The organism is Prauserella muralis, assembly GCF_003202285.1.
Taxonomy (GTDB): Bacteria; Actinomycetota; Actinomycetes; order Mycobacteriales; family Pseudonocardiaceae; genus Prauserella_B; species Prauserella_B muralis.
Genome location: NZ_MASW01000001.1, coordinates 1725615 through 1740821, shown reverse-complemented (window position 1 = coordinate 1740821; position 15207 = coordinate 1725615). Strand labels below are relative to the sequence as shown.

Sequence of the window (15207 nt, the reverse complement as noted above, 5' to 3'; positions counted from 1 at the left end):
CCGTGCACACACCGAACGTGACAATGTTTCGCATCGGGTGACCGGGCACACCCACCGAAGGAGACGTGGACCACTGCCGGGGAGCTGGTCGGTGTTCGGTCCATCACAGAGCACAACCCGAGGTTGAGCCGCGCGAATGGAGCAGGTCTAGCATCCGTTCGTATCCACGCTCGACGACCCTGACCTCGGCGAAGTCGCGGTCCGCCGGGCTTACAGTCCATCAGTGACGTTGGAGGCCTACACCGATGTCCACCACTGCGAGCACCGCCGCCGAGGCGGGGGCGAGTGATCGGACGGGCGCCTCACGCCGGAGCGGGACGTTCTACCGGGGCGACCCGGGCATGTGGTCCTGGGTGATGCACCGCATCACCGGCGTGCTCACGTTCTTCTTCCTCTTCGTGCACGTGCTCGACACCGCGCTCGTGCGCGTGTCCCCGAACGCCTACGACGAGGTCATCGAGACCTACAAGAGCCCGGTCGTCAACCTGCTCGAGGTCGGTCTCGTCGGCGCCGTGCTCTACCACGCGCTGAACGGGATCAGAGTCATTCTCGTGGACTTCTGGTCCAAGGGAGCGAAGTACCAGCGCCCCATGCTGTGGGCGATCATCGGCGTCTGGGTCGTCGTGATGATCCCGGGCACCTACTTCATGCTGGAGCGCACCGTGAGCGAGCTGTTCGGAGGCGGGCACTGATGACTGTCACCCCCGAGGCCCTCTCGCTCGACAAGCCGCGCTCCCCGCGCAGGCCCGCCGCCCGGCGCAGCAACTTCGAGCTCTACAGCTGGGTGTTCATGCGCATCTCCGGCCTGCTGCTGGTGGTGCTGGTGCTCGGCCACCTGTTCATCATGAACATCCTCGACGGCGGTGTGCACCGCATCAACTTCGCGTTCGTCGCGGGCCGCTGGTCGTCGCCGTTCTGGCAGACCTGGGACCTGCTGATGCTGTGGCTGGCGCAGCTGCACGGTGGCAACGGCCTGCGCGTCATCATCGACGACTACGCGCGCAGGGACTCCACCCGGTTCTGGCTGAAGATGCTGCTCTACGTCGCGATGGCCGTCATCCTCGTGCTCGGCACGCTGGTGATCTTCACGTTCGATCCCGACATCCCGGCCAGCTGATCCCACCACACGAAAGTTCGAGACTATGCGGTTTCACAAGTACGACGTGGTGATCGTCGGAGCGGGCGGTGCAGGCATGCGCGCGGCGATCGAGGCGGGGCAGCGCACCCGCACCGCGGTGCTGACCAAGCTCTACCCCACCCGCTCGCACACCGGCGCCGCGCAGGGCGGCATGTGCGCCGCGCTGGCCAACGTCGAAGAGGACAACTGGGAGTGGCACACCTTCGACACCGTCAAGGGTGGCGACTACCTCACCGACCAGGACGCCGCGGAGATCATGGCCAAGGAGGCCATCGACGCGGTGCTGGACCTGGAGAAGATGGGGCTGCCGTTCAACCGGACGCCCGAGGGCAAGATCGACCAGCGGCGCTTCGGCGGCCACACGCGTGACCACGGCAAGGCGGCGGTGCGCCGCTCCTGCTACGCGGCCGACCGCACCGGTCACATGATCCTGCAGACGCTGTACCAGAACTGCGTCAAGCACGGCATCGAGTTCTTCAACGAGTTCTACGTCCTCGACGTCGTGCTCACCGACACCCCGGACGGACCGGTGGCCTCGGGCGCGATCGCGTACGAGCTCGCCACCGGTGAGATCCATGTGTTCCAGGCAAAGTCGATCGTGTTCGCCACCGGCGGCTTCGGCAAGGTCTTCAAGACCACGTCGAACGCGCACACGCTCACCGGCGACGGGATGGGCATCTACGCGCGCAAGGGCCTGCCGCTGGAGGACATGGAGTTCTACCAGTTCCACCCCACCGGCCTCGCCGGGCTGGGCATCCTGCTCACCGAGGGCGCCCGCGGCGAGGGCGCGATCCTGCGCAACGAGTCGGGCGAGCGGTTCATGGAACGCTACGCGCCGACCATCAAGGACCTGGCGCCGCGCGACATCGTGGCCCGCTCGATGGTGCTCGAGGTGCTGGAGGGCCGGGGCGCGGGCCCGAACAAGGACTACGTGTACCTCGACTGCACCCACCTCGGTGCCGAGGTGCTGGAGACCAAGCTGCCCGACATCACCGAGTTCGCACGCACCTACCTGGGCGTCGACCCGGTGCACGAGCCGGTGCCGGTGTACCCGACCGCGCACTACGCGATGGGCGGCATCCCCACCAACGTGCACGGCGAGGCGTTGCGGGACAACGACAACGTCATCCCCGGCCTGTACGCCGCCGGTGAGGTGGCGTGCGTGTCGGTGCACGGCGCCAACCGGCTGGGCACCAACTCGCTGCTGGACATCAACGTGTTCGGCCGCAGGGCGGGCATCGCGGCGGCGGAGTACGCGCAGGGCCGCGACTACGTCGAGCTGCCGGAGAACCCGGCGGGGCTCGTCGAGAGCATGGTCGGCCACCTGCGCACGGCCACCGGCGGCGAGCGGGTGGCCGACATCCGCACCGAGCTGCAGCGCACGATGGACACCAACGCGGCGGTGTACCGCACGGAGGACACGCTCAAGCAGGCGCTGACCGACGTGCAGGCGCTCAAGGAGCGCTACGGCCGGATCGCCGTGCACGACAAGGGGATGCGGTACAACACCGACCTGCTGGAGGCCATCGAGCTGGGCTTCCTGCTGGACCTGGCCGAGATCCTGGTCAACGCGGCGCTGGCGCGCAAGGAGTCGCGCGGCGGGCACGCCCGCGAGGACTACCCGAACCGCGACGACGTGAACTTCATGCGGCACTCGATGTCGTACAAGATCCTGCCGGAGGACGGCAAGGACACGGCCCCCGACATGCCACTCGGGATCGCCGGGTTCCTTTCCGACATCCGGTTGGACTACAAGCCGGTGACCTTCACCCGGTACGAGCCGATGGAGCGCAAGTACTGATGCCTTCCGACGTACTCCTTCCCGCGGAGGAAGCGAAATGACCGCTGTAGCCGACACCGCTCACGACACCTCGCAGATCCCCGCGCCGGAGGGCTCGGTCACCGTCACGGTGAAGATCCTGCGGTTCAACCCCGAGGTGGACGACGAGCCGCACTGGGAGTCCTACGACGTCCCGGCGCTGCCCACCGACCGGGTGCTGAACCTGCTGTTCAACATCAAGAACTATGTGGACGGCACGCTGTCGTTCCGGCGCTCGTGCGCGCACGGGATCTGCGGCTCGGACGCCATGCAGATCAACGGCATCAACCGGCTGGCGTGCAAGGTGCTCGTCAAGGACCTGCTGGCCAAGAAGGGCAAGCAGACCACGATCACGGTGGCACCGATCAAGGGCCTGCCCACGATGAAGGACCTCTATGTCGACATGGAGCCCTTCTTCGAGGCCTACCGCGCGGTGAAGCCCTACCTCATCGCCTACGGCAACGAGCCGACCCGGGAGCGGATCCAGTCCCAGGCCGACCGCGAGCGCTTCGACGACACCACGAAGTGCATCCTGTGCGCCGCCTGCACCTCCTCCTGTCCGGTGTACTGGGCCGACGGCTCGTACTTCGGCCCCGCCGCCATCGTCAACGCGCACCGGTTCATCTTCGACTCGCGGGACGAGGGCTCCGAGGAGCGGCTGGACATCCTCAACGACGCCGAGGGTGTGTGGCGCTGCCGCACCACGTTCAACTGCACCGACGCCTGCCCACGTGGCATCCAGGTGACCAAGGCGATCCAGGAGGTCAAGCGCGCGCTGCTGTTCAAGCGCGTCTGACATCTCCCTCGACGCCACGAGAGGCCGGCCCGGTCGCAGTCCGACCGGGCCGGCCTTTCCCGTCCGGAGGGGGCGGCAACCACGGGAGTACGCGCCCCCCGCGGGAACACCACTCCCGGATGACGACCAGGGCGACGGCCGCCGCCTACCGTGCGCTCGTGCCGACCGAACGATCCGAACGAACCGCCACCGGGCTATCGCCGCTCGCCGTCGCCGGGCTCGCGGTGCTGGCCGTGCCGCGCGCCGTGCTGCACGACCTGGACGCGGCCGGGCCCGCCCTCAACGCGGTGCTGGTCTTCGCCCCGCCCGTCGTCTGGGTGCTGGTGGTGCTCGCCCTCCGCGTGCCCAGCCCGATGCGCGCGCTGCTCGCCGTCGGCCTGGTCTACGGGCTGCTGCTGGCCGTCACGCACCAGGTGCTGTGGAGCGAGTCCTTCACCGAGGAGCCCACCCTCGGGGGCAACCTGGTCGGGGTGCTCGACCCCGGCACCGAGACCGTGCTGCTGCGTGCGTTCGCGTTCGTCAGCAGCGTGGTCACCGGCACCGTCGTCGGCGCGCTCGCCGGTGCGGTCGCCTCGCTGCTCGCACGGCTGCTGCCCCGCCGCGACCGGTGACGGCGGTGCTCGGCGGTCAGGGCCGGGTGAGCGGGGTCTCGGACACGACGTGGGTCAGCTTCGCCGGGTTGCGGACGTAGTACAGGCCGGTGATGCGGCCGCCCTCGACCCGGGCCGCCAGGATGCCGTCGAGTTCGCCGTCCGCGCGCACGACGAGTGCCGGGTGGCCGTTGACCACGGTCGGGCCGACGGTGATCCTGACGCCGAACCTGCCGACGCCGCCGAGGATGAAGCGGCCCACCTTGTCGGCGCCGACGATCGGATGCGGCGCGGCCTGTTTGACCCCGCCACCGTCGCTGATGGCGACGACCTCGGGGGCCAGCACGTCGAGCAGGCCCTGCAGGTCGCTCGTTTCCAGTGCGCGCTGGAACGCCTGCAGGGCCGCCCGCGTCTGGGCCGGGGACGCCGCCTCGCGCGGCCTGCGGGCCTCGACGTGCCTGCGGGCGCGGTGCGCGATCTGATGGACAGCCGCGGGGGTCTTGCCGAGGGCGTCGGCGATCTCGTCGTAGCCGATGCCGAACGCCTCGCGCAGCACGAACACGGCACGTTCGGCCGGCGAGAGCGTCTCCAGCACGAGCATCAGCGCCATCGACATGCTCTCGGCGAGCTCGACGTCGTCGGCGACGTCCGGCGCGGTGAGCACCGGCTCCGGCAGCCAGGGGCCGACGTAGGTCTCCCTGCGGCGTTTCAGCGTGCGCAGCCGGTTGAGCGCCTGCCGGGTCGTGATCCGCACGAGGTAGGCACGCCGGTCACGCACCTGCCCGAGGTCCACCGCAACCCACCGCAGCCAGGTCTCCTGCAGGACGTCCTCGGCGTCGGCCGCCGAGCCGAGCAGCTCGTAGGCGACGGTGAACAACAGGTTGCGGTGCGCCACGAACGCCTCGGTGGCCGCGTCACCGGCGTGCTCGCTCATGTCTCGTGCCCCTCCCCGTGCCGGTCGTGCCGGTCACCGGCCCGCCGGTGCCTCGGCGCGCTGGGCCTCGACCCGCCGCCTGCGCGTGGAGTCCTTCACCGGCCACCTGTGCGAACCAGGCTTGCGCGCCTCGTGCGCCAGCTGCTTGACCGGGCTCTGGCACGCGGACTCCTTGAGCTTGGCACCGAGGCGACCGCTCACGTGCAGCCCGATCGCGGTGTCGTCGAAACGGGCGAACTGGAAGACGCCGATCCGCCGCCCCAGGCTGACGCACATCGCACCGATCCCCCTGTCGAAGTCCGCGGGCCGCTCCCCCGCGATCCTGCTGAGCACGGTGTCGGCCGCGTGCGTGCCCAGCGGGAGAGCGGCCTGGCAGCTCATGCGCAGCGGCAGGCCCGACGGCGCCGCCGCGTCCCCGGTCGCGACGATGCGCTCGTCGTCCACACTGGTCAGCGTCTCGTCGGTGAGCAGGCGGCCCGCCGCATCGGTGCTCAGCCCGCTGCGCCGGGCCAGGTCCGGGACGCCGAAGCCCGCGGTCCAGACCGTCACCGCGCTCGGCAGCTCCCTGCCCTCGGCGAGCCGCACGGCCTCGGCGGTCACGGCGGCCACGGTCGCACCAGGGCCGTCGAGCACGGTCACGTTCAGCGCGGACAGGCCCTTGGCCACGGAGCGCCTGCCGCGGGGATGCAGATACGGGCCGAGCCGCTCGCCGCAGACCAGGGTCACGGTGCGGCCCAGCTCCGCGAGCTCGGCGGCCGTCTCGATGCCGAGCGGACCACCACCGACCACCGTCACCGGTGCCTTCAGGGGCGTGTCCTCGAGAACGGACCGCAGCCGCTGCGCCTGCTCCAGGCTGGCCGCCGGATACGCGAACTCGGCCGCGCCCGGCACCCCCGGATCGGCGCTGCCGCTGCCCACCGCATAGACCAGGTAGTCGTAGCCGAGCGCGTCGCCGCTCTCCAGTGTCACGCTGCGCTCGGCCGTCTCGATGTGCGCGACGGTGCCGACGACCAGCCGGACGCCCTCGGCGAGGACGTCGCGGTAGTCCACCACCGCGTCGTCGGAGCCGCCGACCAGCTGGTGCAGCCGGACGCGCTGGACGAACGCCGGACGCGAGTTGACCAGGGTCACGGTCACGTCGTCGCGCCGCGTCAGGCGGTTTGCCGCCATGACACCGGCGTATCCGCCGCCGATCACGACCACCTCGGTGTTGCCGGCCATGGTGTCTCCCTCCGTTTCGACGGGTTCGGACACCAGACACCGCGCCGGCGACCATCCTGACAGGGTGTGATGCAGATCACTGCCCGGGCGGAGGTTCGGCGCCGGGGCGGCTGCTCGCCCGCAGCCCGCGCCAGCCGATCACACCGATGATCGTGCCGAGCACGAAGGACACCACCGCGAGCACGGCGTGCACCACGAAGAACGAGGTCGGCGACCCGTCCGCGGTCCACGCGTCGTCGCTGGCCCAGAGGTTCCTGGCAAAGGTGATCCAGATGATCCAGGACCACACGCCGAAAGCCAGCAGAAAGAGTGACGTGCGCCGAGACATCCGCATACCGCCCAGTATCGCGGCCGGGTTCACGGTTAGCCTGCACGGGTGCGCAGTGCCCGTCTCGCTCGTCTCGCTCGTCCCGCTCGTGTTGTCGTCCGGGGAACCGCCCTCGTCCTGCTGACCGGCCTGCTGGCCGGGCTCGGCCCCGCCGCGCTGCCCGCCTCAGCGCAGACCCTGACCCAGCCGCCGCCCGCGGGCTGCGACAACCGGCTGTTGCCACCGCCCCCGGTGGACACGTCGGAGCAACCCCCTCCAGGGGTGCCCTCCCCCGCGCCGCTGCCGGTGCCCGCGACCCCGGCGGGCGGCGAGCGCATGGCCGAGTGCGGGCTCGTGCTCCCCTCCGGCGCACCCGCACCGCCCCGGCCGGACACCGCCGCGTCGTGGATGCTGCAGAACCTCGACACCGGCCAGATCATCGCGGCCAAGGACCCGCACGGCAGGCAGCGGCCCGCGTCGCTGATCAAGACGCTGCTCGCGCTCGTGGTGATCGACGAGCTCGACCCGGACCAGGTCGTGGTGCCCACCAAGGAGGACGCCAACCAGGAGTGCACCTGCGTCGGGATCGTCGCGGGCGGCCGGTACACAGTGGACGAGCTGCTGCACGCGCTGTTGATGCGCTCGGGCAACGACGTCGCGCACGCACTCGGCACCGCACTCGGCGGCGTGCCGGTGGCCGTGCGGAAGATGAACGAGCTCGCCGAACGGCTCGGCGCGAAGGACACGCGCGCGGCCACCCCGTCCGGTTTGGACGGACCGGGCATGATGACCTCGGCCTACGACATGAGCCTGGTGTTCGGCTACGCCATGCGCCAGCCCGCCTACGCCGAGGCGGTCGGCACCCGGCACATGGTCTTCCCCGGCGGCCCCGGCGAGCCGGACTACCCGGTCTACAACGACAACAAGCTGTGGGGCACCTTCCCCGGCTTCCTCGGCGGCAAGACCGGGTTCACCGACGACGCCCGGCACACCTACGCGGGCGCCGCCGAGCGGGACGGCACGCGGATCGGCCTGGTGATGCTGCGGGCCGAGCAGCGGCCGAGGCCCGTGTCCGAGCAGGCGCAGCGGCTGCTGGACTACGGTTTCGCGCTCGCGGCGAGCGGCGCCCAGCCGGTGGGCCGGATCACGGTCCCCACGGGCTCGCCCTCCGAGATGGCGGCGGCCGCGCCCGCCGAGGACGGCCCGGAGGTGGCCGCCACCAGCGTGGAGGACCCGTTCGGCACCACCGGCTGGGTCGTCACGCTCATCGTCATCGTGATCGTCGGAGTGGGGCTGCTCGTCGCCCACCGCCGGGGCCTGCTGCAGCGGCCCGAGTAGGCGGGCTCAACCCCGACCGCGTGCCTCCGGGCAGCAGTCCTCGGTGGCGACGTCCTGCGCGGTGTGCTCGCTGTCGTGGCTCGGCGGCAGCGTCTCCCGGGCCAGCAGCCACAGCACGAACGCCAGCGCCGCCATGCCACCCGTGACGGCGAACGCCACCCCGTAGGACCACTGCTCGGCGATCGCGCCCGCGGCGAGCGGACCGACGACGGCGCCGACGTCGGCGGCCATCTGGAACCCCGCGAGCACGGACCCGCCGCGGGCCTTGGCCCCGAGGACATCGGCGACGGCCGCGTTCTGCGAAGGGTTCACCCCGCCGGAACCCACGCCCGCCACCAGCGAAGCCGCGAGGAACACCCACGGGTCGCTGGTCACGCCCATGAGCACGGTGCCGACCGCGAGCAGCGCCAGCCCGGCGACCGCGGGGGGTTTGCGTCCCCTGCGGTCGGCGAAGCGGCCCGCGAGCAGCATCACGGCCGCGTTGGCCGCCGCGAACACGGCCAGCGCGATGCCGGTGAACGAGGCGTCCTTGGCCAGCACGGCGGTGACGAACAGCGGGATCAGCGACATCCGCACGCCGAGCACGACCCAGCCGTTGGCCAGGTTGGAGGCGAGCGCGGCCCGGTAGGTGGGGTGCCGCAGCGCCTGCCGGAACGTCATCGCGGGCACGTCCTCGTCCGGCGGGCGCGACGCCAGTTCGGAGTGGCGCAGCTGCCACCACACCAGCAGCGTCGTGAGCACCAGCGCGAGCCCATAGGCCAGAAACGGTGCCCGCAGCGACACCGCCACCAGGCCACTGCCCAGCACGGGGCCCGCGATGCCGCCGAGCAGGAAGCTCGTGCCCCACAGCCCCGAGGCCCTGCCCCGCAGCCGGGGCGGCGAGATGCGGATCAGCAGCCCGATGGCCGACACCGTGAACATCGTGGACCCGACGCCGCTCGCCGAACGGAACAGCAGCAGCTGCCAGTAGTCGGCGGCCAGCGCGCACGCGAGCGTGCCGACGGCCACGATCGACAGGCCCCACAGGTAGACCGGCCGCTCGCCGAACCGGGTCACCAGCCGCCCGCTCGCGGGCGCGAAGGCCAGGCGGACCAGCGCGAAGGCGCTGACGACGAACGACGCGGCCGTGACCCCGACGTCGAAGCTGGCCGCGAAGTTCGGCAACGCGGGGCCGATCAACCCGAAGCCAATGGCGATCAGGAAGCTCGCCCCCACGAGCACGTAGATCTCTCTCGGCAGCCGGTCGCTCTCCGGCCGCGTCACCGTCTCGCTCACCCTCACCCCTTCGGACCGACAAGGGCGAGCTTAGTCGCGTTCGCGCGGCCCCTACCCGCGTCGGCGGCCGAGCCAGCCCAGCACGGCGCCGAGCCCGAACGCACCGGCCGCCGCACCGGCACCGAGCCCGCGGCTGACCGAGACGGTCGGCCGGATGACCGCGGGCGGCGGCGGGGCGACCCTGCGCACGACGTTCTCCCGCGCCGTGGCCGTCCATGCCGTGACGAACAGCAGGAACCGCGACACGAGGTTCGAGAAGACGAGCAGACCGATGATGGGGCCGAACAGCGCGCCGCTCGGCGAGCTGAGCACGCTGGCGAGGTAGATCGACCCGACCTGCTTGAGCACCTCGAAACCGATCGCGGCGAGCGCGGCGCCACGCACCGCGCTGCGCGGGCTGACGCGCTCCCTCGGCAGCTGAGAGATCACCCACAGGAACACGAGCATGTTGGCGGCCAGTGCCAGCACGACGGTGATCGCGATGAGCAGGAACCGCGCCCAGCTCGCGCCGTCGAGGCCGACCAGCTCCAGCAGCTGGTCGGCGAGCCCGCCGCCCACCGCGGTGAGGCCGAACGACACCCCCAATGCCAGGCCCAGCCCGATCAGCGAGAGCAGGTCCTTGAGCTTGGTGGACAGAAACGGCAGCTTCTTCTTCTCCTGACCCCACTGCGCGGTCAGCGCGTCGCGCAGGTTGGTCATCCAGCCGAGCCCGGAGTACAGCGCCAGCACGAGGCCGAGGATCCCGACGCCGGTGCGCGACTCCAGCGCCGCGTCGACGACCTGCGTGAGCAGGTCACCCAGCCCTTCCGGCGCCGAGGTGATGATGCCCTCGCGCAGCTCGTTCAGCAGCGCCTGGTTGCCCGCGAGGACGAACCCGGCGATGGAGAAGCTCACCATCAGCAACGGAAACAGCGACAGCACCGAGAAGTAGGTGATCGCGGCGGCGTAGTGATTGCCGTAGCGCTCGGTGAACGCGTCGTTGGCTCTGATGACGTGATCCAGCCACGGGTACTTCCGGCGCAGCCGGGGCAGCAGCTTGTCGTCGTCACCGTTGCGTTCCGTCACGTGAGAACGCTAAAAGAGCCGTTGCAGTGCCGCAACGCGAAACGGGCTTCGGCGAGGCACGATCACCTGGGTGCCTGCGTGCGCGCCGCCGTGGCACGCAGGCGTTGCCTCAGCTGGGTTGCAGGGTCCGCCCGTAGGTGGTGGTGCGCTGCCGCGACGGCCTTCCGGCCAGCTCGGCCAGCGTGCCCAGCTCGGCCACGGTGCGCGACGAGCCGTGCTCGGAGCCCGCCATCCGCGAGATCGTCTCCTCCATCAGCGTGCCGCCGATGTCGTTGGCGCCGCCGCGCAGGATCTGGGCCGTGCCCTCGTCGCCGAGCTTCACCCACGAGCACTGCACGTTGTCGATACGGCCGTGCAGGGCGAGCCGCGCGAACGCGTGCACCGCGCGGTTGTCGCGCGGGGTCGGGCCCGGCCTGGCCACGCCGGCCAGGTAGATCGGCGCGTTGTGGTGGACGAACGGCAACCCGACGAACTCGGTGAAACCGCCGGTCTCGGCCGCGATGCGCGCGAGCACGCGCAGGTGGCCCAGCCAGTGGCCGGGATGGTCGACGTGGCCGTACATCATCGTGCTGGACGAGGGGATCCCCACCTTGTGCGCGGTGGTGACCACGTCGATCCACGTCTGCGCGGGCAGCTTGCCCTTGGTGAGCACCCAGCGCACCTCGTCGTCGAGGATCTCCGCCGCGGTGCCGGGGATGGAGCCCAGCCCGGCGTCGCGCAGCTCGGTGAGCCACTCGCGCACGCTCACCCCCGCCTTGGCGGCCGCCGAGACGATCTCCATCGGCGAGAAGGCGTGGACGTGCATGCCGGGCACGGCCGCCTTGATGGCGCGCACGATGTCGGCGTAGTAGCTGACGGGCAGCTTCGGGTCGATGCCGCCCTGCATGCAGACCTCGGTGGCCCCGGCCTCGGCCGCCTCGACGGCGCGGGCGGCCACCTCCTCGGTGGACAGCCGGTAGGCGTCGGCGTCCCGCTCACGCTGCGCGAAGGCGCAGAACCGGCAGCCGACGTAGCACACGTTGGAGAAGTTGATGTTGCGGTTGACGACGTAGGTGATGTCGTCACCCACGACGTCGGCGCGGAGCTCGTCGGCGAGCCTGGTCAGCGTCTCCAGCGCCTCACCGTCGGCGGTGAGCAGCGCCATCGCCGCCGCCGTGTTGGTCTCGTCCAGCAGGGCGGCCGGGTCGTCGGCGGCCAGCCGCAGGCCCTCGCGCACGTCGGTGTCGAACCGCTCCGGCGCGGCGCTCACCTGCTCGCGCAGCACGTCCCAGTCGCCGTAGACGGTGTCGAAGTCACCGCGCCGGTCGCCCGTGCGTCCCTCGGTGTCGATCGCGGCGTGCAGGTCGGCCCGCCCGGTGGTGTCGAGCCCGCCGTCGGGCTCCTGCCAGCGCCTGCCCTCCACGGGTGCGTCCTCGTCGGCAAGGCCGTCCGGCCCGGCGAGCGCGCCGACGTGGCCGTGCAGGCGCACGTCGAGCCACTTGTCGGCGCCCTGCACGTACTTCGGGTAGGCACACAGCCGCTCGCGCATGGTGAACCCCGCCTGCGCGGTCCACTCGGTGAGCGCGTCGATGGCGGGCCACGGCCGCTCGGGGTTGACGTGGTCGGGCGTCACCGGCGAGACGCCGCCCCAGTCGTCGATCCCCGCGCGCAGCAGCAGGGCGTGCTCGTCGCCGACGAGGTTGGGCGGCGCCTGGACGCTCACCCCCGGCGGCATGAGCAGGCGCGCGACGGCGACGGTGGCGGCCAGGTCGGCGATCTCGGCGTCGGCGTGCGCGCGCATCGCGGTGTCCGGTTTGGCCCGGAAGTTCTGGACGATGATCTCCTGGATGTGCCGGTACTGCCGGGCACGCGAGCGGATGGCGTGCAGCGACTCGGCGCGCTCGGTGAGCGTCTCGCCGATGCCGACGAGGATGCCGGTGGTGAACGGCACGCCGACGCGCCCGGCGTCGTCGAGCACGCGCAGCCGCACGGCCGGTTCCTTGTCCGGGCTGCCGTAGTGCGGCCCGCCCTTGCCCGACCACAGCCGCTCGGCGGTCGTCTCCAGCATCATCCCCATGCTGGGCGCGACGGGCTTGAGCCGCTGCAGCTCCTCCCAGCTGAGCACGCCGGGATTGAGATGGGGCAGCAGGCCCGTCTCCTCCAGCACGGCGATGGCCGAGGCACGCACGTAGTCCACGGTGGACTCGTATCCGCGTTCCTCGAGCCACTGCCTGGCCTGCGGCCAGCGGTCCTCCGGCCGGTCGCCGAGCGTGAAGAGGGCCTCCTTGCAGCCCGCGGCGGCCCCGGCACGGGCGATTTCCAGCACCTCGTCGCGTTCCAGGTAGGCCGAGTGCACCTTGCCGGGCACGGAGACGAACGTGCAGTAGTGGCAGCGGTCGCGGCAGAGCCGCGTGAGCGGGATGAACACGCTGCTGCTGTAGGTGACGATCCCCGTGCGGCCCTGGTCGGCGAGGTGGGCGTCGCGCACGCGGCTCGCCGCGGCCAGCAGGCGGTCGAGGTCCTCACCGCGGGCGTGCAGCAGCACCGCGGACTCGGTGACGTCGAGCGCCACCCCGTCCTCAGCCCGCTTCAGCGCCCGGCGCAGCGCGGACGGGGACGGCTTCGGCTCGGGTGCGGCAAGCGGCACGGGGTGATCAGGCATGCCCCGAGACTAGGCGTGCGGCGTCGAGCCCGTTAAGGGATTTCGCTGTGAGGCATTACTCCCCGGCGCGGGAATAAACCGGGGTCTCGGTGGCCGGAGCATCCTGCTCCACCGCGACCACCGCCTCGGCCCTGGCCTTGCGGCGCTGCCGGAGGACGCCTGCCGTCATCCCGAGCACGCCCAGCACGATGGCGATGAGGCCGACCGGCCCGAGCAGACCGAACGTCATCGCATTCGGCTCGGCCTGAGCGGCCAGCACTACATCGGCGGTGCGAAGCACGAAGTGCCTCCCGGGGTCGGACTGTTGCCGTTCGCGGTCCTCACACTAACGAGCGAGTGTGAGCGCGCAGAAAACTACTCTGCGTGTTGATGCTCGTGGTTTCCGTGCGCGTGCGGCAGAGACTATCGACCCGGGCGGACTAACCCGGCACGGGGGGCGGGTTGTCGCGGCCCCGCGACAAGCCCCGCCGTTCTCCCTCGTCGATCACGGTGCGGGCGGACTCCGGCAGCTGACGCGAGCCGTCGCCGACCACCGCCTTGCGCGCCCGCACCGGGTCGGCAGCGACGCGGAGGTCACCGCGTCAGGCGGGGAACGGCCGGTCGAACGTGGCGGTGACCGGGGCGTGGTCCGACCAGCGCGCGTCGTAGCTCGGCGCCCGCTCCACGACCACCGAGGTGCACGTCTGCGCCAGCCCCGGACTGGCCATCAGATAGTCGATGCGCCAGCCGGAGTCGTTGTCGAACGCCTTGCCCCGGTACGACCACCACGTGTACGGGCCGGGCCCTTCCGGGTCGAGCCTGCGCTGCAGGTCGACGTAGCCCGCCTCGTCCAGCACGCGGCTCATCCACTCCCGCTCCCCTGGCAGGAAGCCCGAGTTCTTGCGGTTGCCCTTCCAGTTCTTGAGGTCGATCTCGGCGTGCGCGATGTTCCAGTCGCCGACGACCAGGACCTCACGGCCCTCCGCCTCGGCCTTGCCGCGCAGCTCGGCGAGGTAGGGCAGGAACGCGGCCATGAAGCGCTCCTTCTCCTCCTGCCGCTCGGTGCCCACCTCGCCGCTGGGCAGGTAGAGGCTCGCGACGACGAGCCCGGGCAGGTGCGCCTCGACGTAGCGCCCGCTGTCCTCGAACTCGGCCTCACCGAAGCCCACGCGCACCGACTCGGGCTCGACCCGGCTGTACACGCACACCCCGTTGCGGCCCTTGATCGAGCACGCGGCGTGGGCGCTGTGCCAGCCCTCCGGCTCGCGCAGCGCCGCTGGCAGGCTGTCGGCGTCGGCCCGCACCTCCTGGCAGGCGACCACATCGGCGCGCGTGGCACCCAGCCACTCGACGAACCCCTTCTTGGCGGCGGCCCGCAGGCCGTTGACGTTGACGGTCGAGACGGTCAGCACGCCGCGCAGGCTACCGGGCGGCACCGACAGCGCCGCCTGGCAGACTCCCGCGCCGTGCCGAAGGGCACCTTGGGTACCGGACGTGTACCCGAGGTGCCCTTGGGCTCGCCGCCGGACGAGGGACCTCGGTCATCGACGGCAGGCGTTGGGCGCTAGCAGGTGGCGCCGTCGACGGGCCGCAGGAACCGCTCGGCGGCCCACCGGTTCTCGGCGAGCTTGCGGAAGCCGTTGCGCACGACGCCGGTGGCGTCGGCCTCGGCGTTCTGCCGGTACTTGCCCACGATCTCGGTGTGGGTGCCGGGCCCCGCGCGCACGTTGAGGATGTCGGCCCGCACGACGACGCGGCAGCCGTCGGGTGCGCCGCCCTGGGCCTGGGAAGACTGCTGGTCGGACCCCAGTGCGTAGATGACCACGACCCCCACCAGAACGGCGAGGATGACCAGTGTGTTCTTCGGTATGCCCAGCACCACTCGTCTCCTTGCGTACGGCGGCAGGCGCTGCGAGCAGGGTAGAGGCCGCCATGGCCCCCGGGACAGATCCGACCGGCGCAACCACCCGGCCGCGCCAGCGCTGTGACCGGCTGGTCACCGAACGTAGCACTCCGGACAGCGAAAGGCCCGTTCCCGGCACACGACAGCCGGGAACGGGCCTTGCCGGACAACCCCGTGAACGCGGTCAGGGACGCGCCGGGC

General features: G+C 71.3%; 15 protein-coding genes. 6 read left to right on the top strand and 9 right to left on the bottom strand.

The window, feature by feature from the left end:
• Window positions 1-245: 245 nt before the first annotated feature.
• From sdhC to BAY60_RS09325, 5 genes are all read left to right on the top strand, one after another.
• Window positions 246-692, top strand: a complete 447-nt coding sequence (gene sdhC, locus BAY60_RS09345; protein WP_112280337.1) for a succinate dehydrogenase, cytochrome b556 subunit — start codon at window positions 246-248, stop codon at window positions 690-692.
• Entirely contained in the window at window positions 692-1117 is a 426-nt protein-coding gene (locus BAY60_RS09340; RefSeq protein ID WP_112280336.1) for a succinate dehydrogenase hydrophobic membrane anchor subunit, read from the top strand. The genes sdhC and BAY60_RS09340 overlap by 1 nt, the downstream gene beginning before the upstream one ends.
• A 25-nt stretch (window positions 1118-1142) precedes the next feature.
• Window positions 1143-2939 carry a succinate dehydrogenase flavoprotein subunit gene (sdhA, locus tag BAY60_RS09335; protein ID WP_112280335.1) on the top strand — a complete coding sequence of 599 codons (1797 nt, stop codon included), beginning with the start codon at window positions 1143-1145 and terminating at the stop codon, window positions 2937-2939.
• A 37-nt stretch (window positions 2940-2976) separates the two neighbouring features.
• Window positions 2977-3753: a succinate dehydrogenase iron-sulfur subunit gene (locus tag BAY60_RS09330; protein ID WP_112280334.1), complete on the top strand. Its 777-nt coding sequence runs from the start codon at window positions 2977-2979 to the stop codon at window positions 3751-3753.
• A gap of 119 nt (window positions 3754-3872) precedes the next feature.
• A complete protein-coding gene (locus BAY60_RS09325; RefSeq protein WP_245992384.1) occupies window positions 3873-4364 on the top strand; it encodes a hypothetical protein in 492 nt (163 codons plus the stop codon).
• Between the two features lie 16 nt (window positions 4365-4380).
• Here the strand turns inward: BAY60_RS09325 and BAY60_RS09320 are convergent, their stop codons facing one another.
• The 3 genes from BAY60_RS09320 to BAY60_RS09310 form a co-directional block, all read right to left on the bottom strand.
• On the bottom strand, window positions 4381-5277 hold the full coding sequence (locus tag BAY60_RS09320; RefSeq protein WP_112280333.1) for an RNA polymerase sigma-70 factor: 897 nt from the start codon (window positions 5275-5277) through the stop codon (window positions 4381-4383).
• A 33-nt stretch (window positions 5278-5310) separates the two neighbouring features.
• The gene (locus tag BAY60_RS09315) at window positions 5311-6498 is read right to left on the bottom strand and encodes an NAD(P)/FAD-dependent oxidoreductase (protein ID WP_112280828.1); all 1188 of its coding nucleotides are present in this window, start codon (window positions 6496-6498) and stop codon (window positions 5311-5313) included.
• 76 nt (window positions 6499-6574) lie between these two features.
• Window positions 6575-6832 carry an SCO4848 family membrane protein gene (locus tag BAY60_RS09310; protein ID WP_112280827.1) on the bottom strand — a complete coding sequence of 86 codons (258 nt, stop codon included), beginning with the start codon at window positions 6830-6832 and terminating at the stop codon, window positions 6575-6577.
• A 42-nt stretch (window positions 6833-6874) separates the two neighbouring features.
• Here BAY60_RS09310 and BAY60_RS09305 point away from each other — a divergent pair, with 42 nt between their 5' ends.
• The gene (locus BAY60_RS09305) at window positions 6875-8143 is read left to right on the top strand and encodes a D-alanyl-D-alanine carboxypeptidase family protein (protein ID WP_425466455.1); all 1269 of its coding nucleotides are present in this window, start codon (window positions 6875-6877) and stop codon (window positions 8141-8143) included.
• 6 nt (window positions 8144-8149) lie between these two features.
• On the opposite strand, the gene BAY60_RS09300 is transcribed toward BAY60_RS09305, so the two are convergent.
• The 6 genes from BAY60_RS09300 to BAY60_RS09275 all read right to left on the bottom strand — a co-directional run bounded on the left by BAY60_RS09300 (window position 8150) and on the right by BAY60_RS09275 (window position 14982).
• Entirely contained in the window at window positions 8150-9418 is a 1269-nt protein-coding gene (locus tag BAY60_RS09300) for an MFS transporter (RefSeq protein ID WP_112280332.1), read from the bottom strand.
• 51 nt (window positions 9419-9469) lie between these two features.
• Window positions 9470-10483 carry an inner membrane protein YhjD gene (yhjD, locus tag BAY60_RS09295; protein WP_112280331.1) on the bottom strand — a complete coding sequence of 338 codons (1014 nt, stop codon included), beginning with the start codon at window positions 10481-10483 and terminating at the stop codon, window positions 9470-9472.
• A gap of 109 nt (window positions 10484-10592) precedes the next feature.
• The gene (locus BAY60_RS09290) at window positions 10593-13124 is read right to left on the bottom strand and encodes a bifunctional FO biosynthesis protein CofGH (protein ID WP_112280330.1); all 2532 of its coding nucleotides are present in this window, start codon (window positions 13122-13124) and stop codon (window positions 10593-10595) included.
• Window positions 13125-13179: 55 nt separating this feature from the next.
• Window positions 13180-13404, bottom strand: a complete 225-nt coding sequence (locus BAY60_RS09285; protein ID WP_425466454.1) for a hypothetical protein — start codon at window positions 13402-13404, stop codon at window positions 13180-13182.
• Between the two features lie 301 nt (window positions 13405-13705).
• Window positions 13706-14515, bottom strand: coding sequence for an exodeoxyribonuclease III (locus BAY60_RS09280; RefSeq protein ID WP_112280329.1), 810 nt, complete (start codon window positions 14513-14515; stop codon window positions 13706-13708).
• Window positions 14516-14667: 152 nt separating this feature from the next.
• Complete coding sequence (locus BAY60_RS09275; protein ID WP_342769763.1) at window positions 14668-14982, bottom strand: SH3 domain-containing protein; 315 nt, start codon at window positions 14980-14982, stop codon at window positions 14668-14670.
• Window positions 14983-15207: the final 225 nt, after the last annotated feature.

Coding starts and splice junctions, on each gene's coding strand:
- BAY60_RS09310 (WP_112280827.1), bottom strand. CDS start 6,832: ATGCGGATGTCTCGGCGCACGTCACTCTTTCTGCTGGCTTTCGGCGTG.
- BAY60_RS09340 (WP_112280336.1), top strand. CDS start 692: ATGACTGTCACCCCCGAGGCCCTCTCGCTCGACAAGCCGCGCTCCCCG.
- BAY60_RS09320 (WP_112280333.1), bottom strand. CDS start 5,277: ATGAGCGAGCACGCCGGTGACGCGGCCACCGAGGCGTTCGTGGCGCAC.
- BAY60_RS09315 (WP_112280828.1), bottom strand. CDS start 6,498: ATGGCCGGCAACACCGAGGTGGTCGTGATCGGCGGCGGATACGCCGGT.
- BAY60_RS09290 (WP_112280330.1), bottom strand. CDS start 13,124: ATGCCTGATCACCCCGTGCCGCTTGCCGCACCCGAGCCGAAGCCGTCC.
- sdhA (WP_112280335.1), top strand. CDS start 1,143: ATGCGGTTTCACAAGTACGACGTGGTGATCGTCGGAGCGGGCGGTGCA.
- BAY60_RS09330 (WP_112280334.1), top strand. CDS start 2,977: ATGACCGCTGTAGCCGACACCGCTCACGACACCTCGCAGATCCCCGCG.
- sdhC (WP_112280337.1), top strand. CDS start 246: ATGTCCACCACTGCGAGCACCGCCGCCGAGGCGGGGGCGAGTGATCGG.
- BAY60_RS09325 (WP_245992384.1), top strand. CDS start 3,873: ATGACGACCAGGGCGACGGCCGCCGCCTACCGTGCGCTCGTGCCGACC.